Source organism: Janibacter sp. CFPM2_SD2, from assembly GCF_057364645.1.
In genome coordinates this window covers 1-4,794 of sequence record NZ_JBNFOF010000225.1, presented here as the reverse complement: position 1 = coordinate 4,794, position 4,794 = coordinate 1, and the positions used below count along the sequence as shown (strand labels likewise).

The 4,794-nt window shown below is 72.6% G+C and carries 2 protein-coding genes and 1 pseudogene; 1 reads left to right on the top strand and 2 read right to left on the bottom strand.

The genetic code is table 11. From position 1 onward, the window contains the following. On the top strand, positions 1 to 997 hold a 997-nt coding region (locus AC2W7J_RS15925; protein ID WP_485983595.1), incomplete at its 5' end, for a CPBP family intramembrane glutamic endopeptidase. An 11-nt stretch (positions 998 to 1,008) separates the two neighbouring features. Here AC2W7J_RS15925 and scpA read toward each other — a convergent pair. Then, positions 1,009 to 4,206 carry a methylmalonyl-CoA mutase gene (scpA, locus tag AC2W7J_RS15920; protein WP_485983593.1) on the bottom strand — a complete coding sequence of 1,066 codons (3,198 nt, stop codon included), beginning with the start codon at positions 4,204 to 4,206 and terminating at the stop codon, positions 1,009 to 1,011. Next, positions 4,203 to 4,794: pseudogene (locus tag AC2W7J_RS15915) on the bottom strand (methylmalonyl-CoA mutase small subunit); the annotation flags it as partial. The pseudogene AC2W7J_RS15915 and the gene scpA, both read right to left, overlap by 4 nt.

The following is a 4,794-nucleotide window of genomic DNA, read 5'->3' as shown; positions in this document are numbered from 1 at the left end:
CAGCCGCCCGGCAGCGGGTCGCCGGCCGCAGGGCACCGGTCGCGGCCGGCCGTCGATGCGGGCGCTGCCCGACGACGAGCCGCGCAGCTATGTCCACCAGATGCGCACGGCCGCTCACCGCTGGTGGCGACCGTTGCTCGCCCTGGCCGCGGGTGTGGGGACCTGGCTCGTGCTCGCGACGGTGCTGAGCATCGGGTGGTTCATCGCCGACCCCTCGCTCCTCGAGGCCTCGAGCGCCACCGAGATCGACCCCTCGGACCCGCTGACGATGCTCATCAGCAACCTGACGCTCGCCGCGCTCATCCCCGCGACGCTCGTCGCCACCCGCGTCGGTCACTGGCGGCCGATGGGCAAGGTGTGGTCGGTGACCGGGCGCATCCGGTGGCGCTGGCTCGGCACCGCCTCGCTCGTCACCCTCGTCGTCTGGGGTGGTTATCTCGCGGCGACGTGGGTGCTCTCGGGCGAGGAGCCCACCGAGCGGCCCGAGCACTGGCCCTGGCTGCTCGTCATCACCCTGCTCACGACGCCGCTGCAGTCCGCCGGCGAGGAGGTCGCCTTCCGCGGCGGGCTCATGCAGGGCGTCGGCGCGTGGATCCGCCGCCCGGTCGTCGCGCTCGTGGTGACGACGGTCCTGTCGGCGGTGATCTTCGCGCTGGCGCACACCTCGCTCGACCCGTGGGTGCTGCTCGACCTCGGCGGCATGGCGGTCGCCTGCTGCTACCTCACCTGGCGCACCGGCGGCCTCGAGGCCGCCATCGTGCTGCACGTGGTCAACAACCTCGTCATCATCGTCGGCCTGACCCTGCTCGGTGGGCTCGACACCGCCTACGTCACCGAGGACACGACGAGCACCGCCGCCTCGGGCGGGCTCGGGGTCGTCGCCACCTTCGTCATGACGGCGATCCTGCTGTGGCTGGCCCGGCGCTCGGGCATCGCGCCCCGGGGCTTCGGCCGCCCGGCCCTCTCCCCCGACCGCGCCGTCCCCGCGCCCAGGTAGGCCGCATTTCCCTAAGGTCGTGCGGCGAGGTCCTCGGCGAAGGACGCGATGATCCGGGCGGCGCCGTCGACGGCGCTCACCTCTCCGGTGCGCACGCCCGGGGTGATCTCGGCGAGCAGCTCGCGCACCCGCGGCGAGCGCCGCACGGCGTCCCGCAGCTCGGAGTCGACCATCGCCCACATCCACTCGCGCTGCTGCTCGGCCCGACGGGCGTGCAGCGATCCCTGCGCCTCGAGCCACTCGCGGTGCTCGAGCACCGCGGCCCACACGTCGTCGAGCCCGTCGCCGGTCTGCGCGCTGCACGTGAGCACCGGGGGGCGGCGGGCGTCGGGGTCGGAGTTCATCAGCCGCATCGCGCCCGAGAGCTCGCGAGCAGCGACCCGGGCGTCGCCGGCGTGCTCGCCGTCGGCCTTGTTGACCGCGATGACGTCGGCCATCTCGAGGATGCCCCGCTTGATGCCCTGCAGCTGGTCGCCGCCACGGGCGAGGGCGAGCAGGAGGAAGGTGTCGACCATCTCGGCGACAGCGACCTCCGACTGACCGACGCCGACGGTCTCGACGAGCACGACGTCATATCCAGCGGCCTCGAGGACGAGCATCCCCTCACGGGTCGCGCGGGCGACACCGCCCAGGTGCGCCCCCGACGGCGAGGGCCGGACGAAGGCGTCCTCGCTCGCCGTCAGCTGCGCCATCCGGGTGCGGTCACCGAGGACCGACCCACCGGTGCGCGAGCTGCTCGGGTCGACGGCGACGACGGCGACCCGGTGCCCGCGCTCGATGAGGCGGGTGCCGAGGGCGTCGATGAAGGTCGACTTGCCGGCACCGGGGATGCCGGAGATGCCCACGCGCATGCCCTGCCCGGTGTCGGGGGCAATGAGCGCGAGCAGCTCGCGAGCCCGCTCCCGGTGGTCCGGGCGCGAGGACTCGACGAGCGTGATCGCCCGGGCGATGTGGGCGCGCGAGCGCTCCCGCACCCCCCGGGCGAGGTCGGCGACCGACTCAGGCATCGGTGCCGGCGGCCTGCTCCCGCAGGCGGTCGACGAGTCGGCCGGCGCCTCGGCGATGACCGTGCCGGGCGGGTAGATGTCGTCGGCCCCGGCGGCACGCAGCTCGTCGAAGTCCTGGTCGGGGATGACACCACCGACGACGATCATCAGGTCCTGGCGCCCGAGCGCGTCGAGCTCCTGGCGCAGCGCCGGCACGAGGGTCAGGTGACCAGCGGCCAGCGACGACACCCCGACGACGTGCACGTCGCCCTCGACGGCCTGACGGGCCACCTCGCCGGGGGTCTGGAAGAGCGGGCCCACGTCGACGTCGAAGCCGAGGTCGGCGAAGGCCGTCGCGATGACCTTCTGCCCGCGGTCGTGACCGTCCTGGCCCATCTTGGCGACGAGGATGCGGGGGCGACGCCCCTCCTCCTGCTCGAAGTCCTCGACCTTGGCCAGGACCTCGTCCACGGCGCCGCCCTTGCCAGCCTCGTCCCGGTACACACCGGAGATCGTACGGATCTGCGCGGTGTAGCGGCCGTAGACCTCCTCGAGCGCCGCGGAGATCTCGCCGACGGTGGCCTTGGCGCGGGCCGCGTCGATGGCCAGCGCGAGGAGGTTGGTCTCCATCGTGCCGCCGTCGGCCTTGGCCGCCTCGGTGAGCGCTGCGAGAGCCGCGCGGGTCTCCCCTTCGTCACGCTCCGACCGCAGGCGCTCGAGCTTGGCGATCTGGGAGGCGCGGACCGCGGCGTTGTCGACCTTGAGGATCTCGATGGCCTCGTCGGCGGTGCTCTCGGTGACCGGATAGGTGTTGACGCCGATGACCGGCTGCTGGCCGGAGTCGATGCGCGCCTGGGTGCGGGCGGCCGCCTCCTCGATGCGCATCTTGGGGATGCCGGCCTCGATCGCCTTGGCCATGCCGCCGGCCGCCTCGACCTCCTCGATGTGGGCCCAGGCCCGCTGCGCGAGGTCGTGCGTCAGGCGCTCGACGTAGGCGCTGCCGCCCCACGGGTCGATGACGCGGGTCGTGCCGGACTCCTGCTGGAGGACGAGCTGGGTGTTGCGCGCGATGCGGGCGGAGAAGTCGGTCGGCAGCGCGATCGCCTCGTCGAGCGCATTGGTGTGCAGGCTCTGCGTGTGGCCCTGCGTCGAGGCCATCGCCTCGACGCACGTGCGCACGACGTTGTTGTAGACGTCCTGCGCCGTCAGGCTCCAGCCGGAGGTCTGCGAGTGGGTGCGCAGCGAGAGCGACTTGGCGCTCTTCGGCTCGAAGTTCTCCTTGACCAGGCGCGCCCACAGCAGGCGGGCCGCGCGCAGCTTGGCCACCTCCATGTAGAAGTTCATGCCGATGGCCCAGAAGAAGGACAGCCGCGGCGCGAAGGCGTCGACGTCCAGGCCCGCCTCGCGGCCGGCGCGGATGTACTCGATGCCGTCGGCGAGGGTGTAGCCGAGCTCGAGGTCCTGCGTCGCCCCGGCCTCCTGCATGTGGTAGCCGGAGATCGAGATGGAGTTGAAGCGCGGCATCCGCTGGCTGGTGAAGGCGAAGATGTCGGAGATGATCCGCATCGAGGGAGCCGGCGGGTAGATGTAGGTGTTGCGGACCATGAACTCCTTGAGGATGTCGTTCTGGATGGTGCCGCTCAGCTGCTCCGGGCTCACCCCCTGCTCCTCGGCCGCGACGACGTAGAGGGCGAGGATCGGCAGGACCGCGCCGTTCATCGTCATCGACACGCTCATCCGGTCCAGCGGGATGCCGTCGAAGAGCGTGCGCATGTCGTAGATCGAGTCGATGGCGACACCGGCCATGCCGACGTCTCCCTCGACCCGCGGGTGGTCGCTGTCGTAGCCGCGGTGGGTCGCCAGGTCGAAGGCGACGGACAGGCCCTTCTGCCCCGCGGCGAGGTTGCGCCGGTAGAAGGCGTTGGACTCCTCGGCCGTCGAGAAGCCGGCGTACTGCCGGATCGTCCACGGCTGGTTGACGTACATCGTCGGGTAGGGACCGCGGAGGAAGGGAGCGGCGCCGGGGGCGGTCTCGAGGAAGTCGAGGTCGGCGGTGTCGGCCTCGGTGTAGACCGGGGCGACCTCGATCTTCTCCGGGGTCTCCCAGCCGTCGGCCGCACCGGGGGTGGCGTCGAGGGCCTCCTGCCAGCGCTCGGCGGCGTCGGCGGACGGGACTCCGTCGCCGAGGTCGACGGTGTCGAAGGTGGGGATCTGCGCGCTCATGCGTCTGCTCCTGCCTGCGTGGCGCCGCTGGGTTCGAGGAGATCAAGAAGTTCTGCGAGGAAGTCCACGATGTTGATGCCGTCGCGGACCTCGCCGTCGACGGTGGTGTCGCCGACCTCGGTGGCCTTGCCGGCGACGAGGATGCGCTGCACACCGGCATCGCGAAGGGAGGCGACGCCCGCCTCGGCATGTGCCTCGTAGCCGCGGGCGGAGGAGGCGAGGATCGCGACGGGCGCGCCCTGCGCGGCGCTCGCCACGGCGCCCGGGTCGCTACCCTCACCGACCTCGACGACCTCGGGGCGGATGCCCGCGACGCCGAGGAGGTTGGTGACGAAGGTCAGGCGGGCGGTGTGCTCCTTGGCCGGGCCGAGGGCGAGGACCGGCACGCTGACGTCGCCGGCGGCGGTGCGCTCGCGCAGCGCCTCGAAGACCTCGCTGTCGCGGCGACGCGGCAGGCCGCCGGTCGGCTCGGTGCGCGGCGTGCGGGTCAGCAGGGTCTCCCCCGCGAGCGGGAAGGTCGAGGTGCCGGTGATCGGCATCGCCCGGGTGGCCAGGGCCTCGTCCCGCTCGGCGCGGGTGGCGGCGAGG

Excerpts from the sequence above, each read along its gene's own strand:
- scpA (WP_485983593.1), bottom strand. The coding sequence starts at position 4,206 with ATGAGCGCGCAGATCCCCACCTTCGACACCGTCGACCTCGGCGACGGA.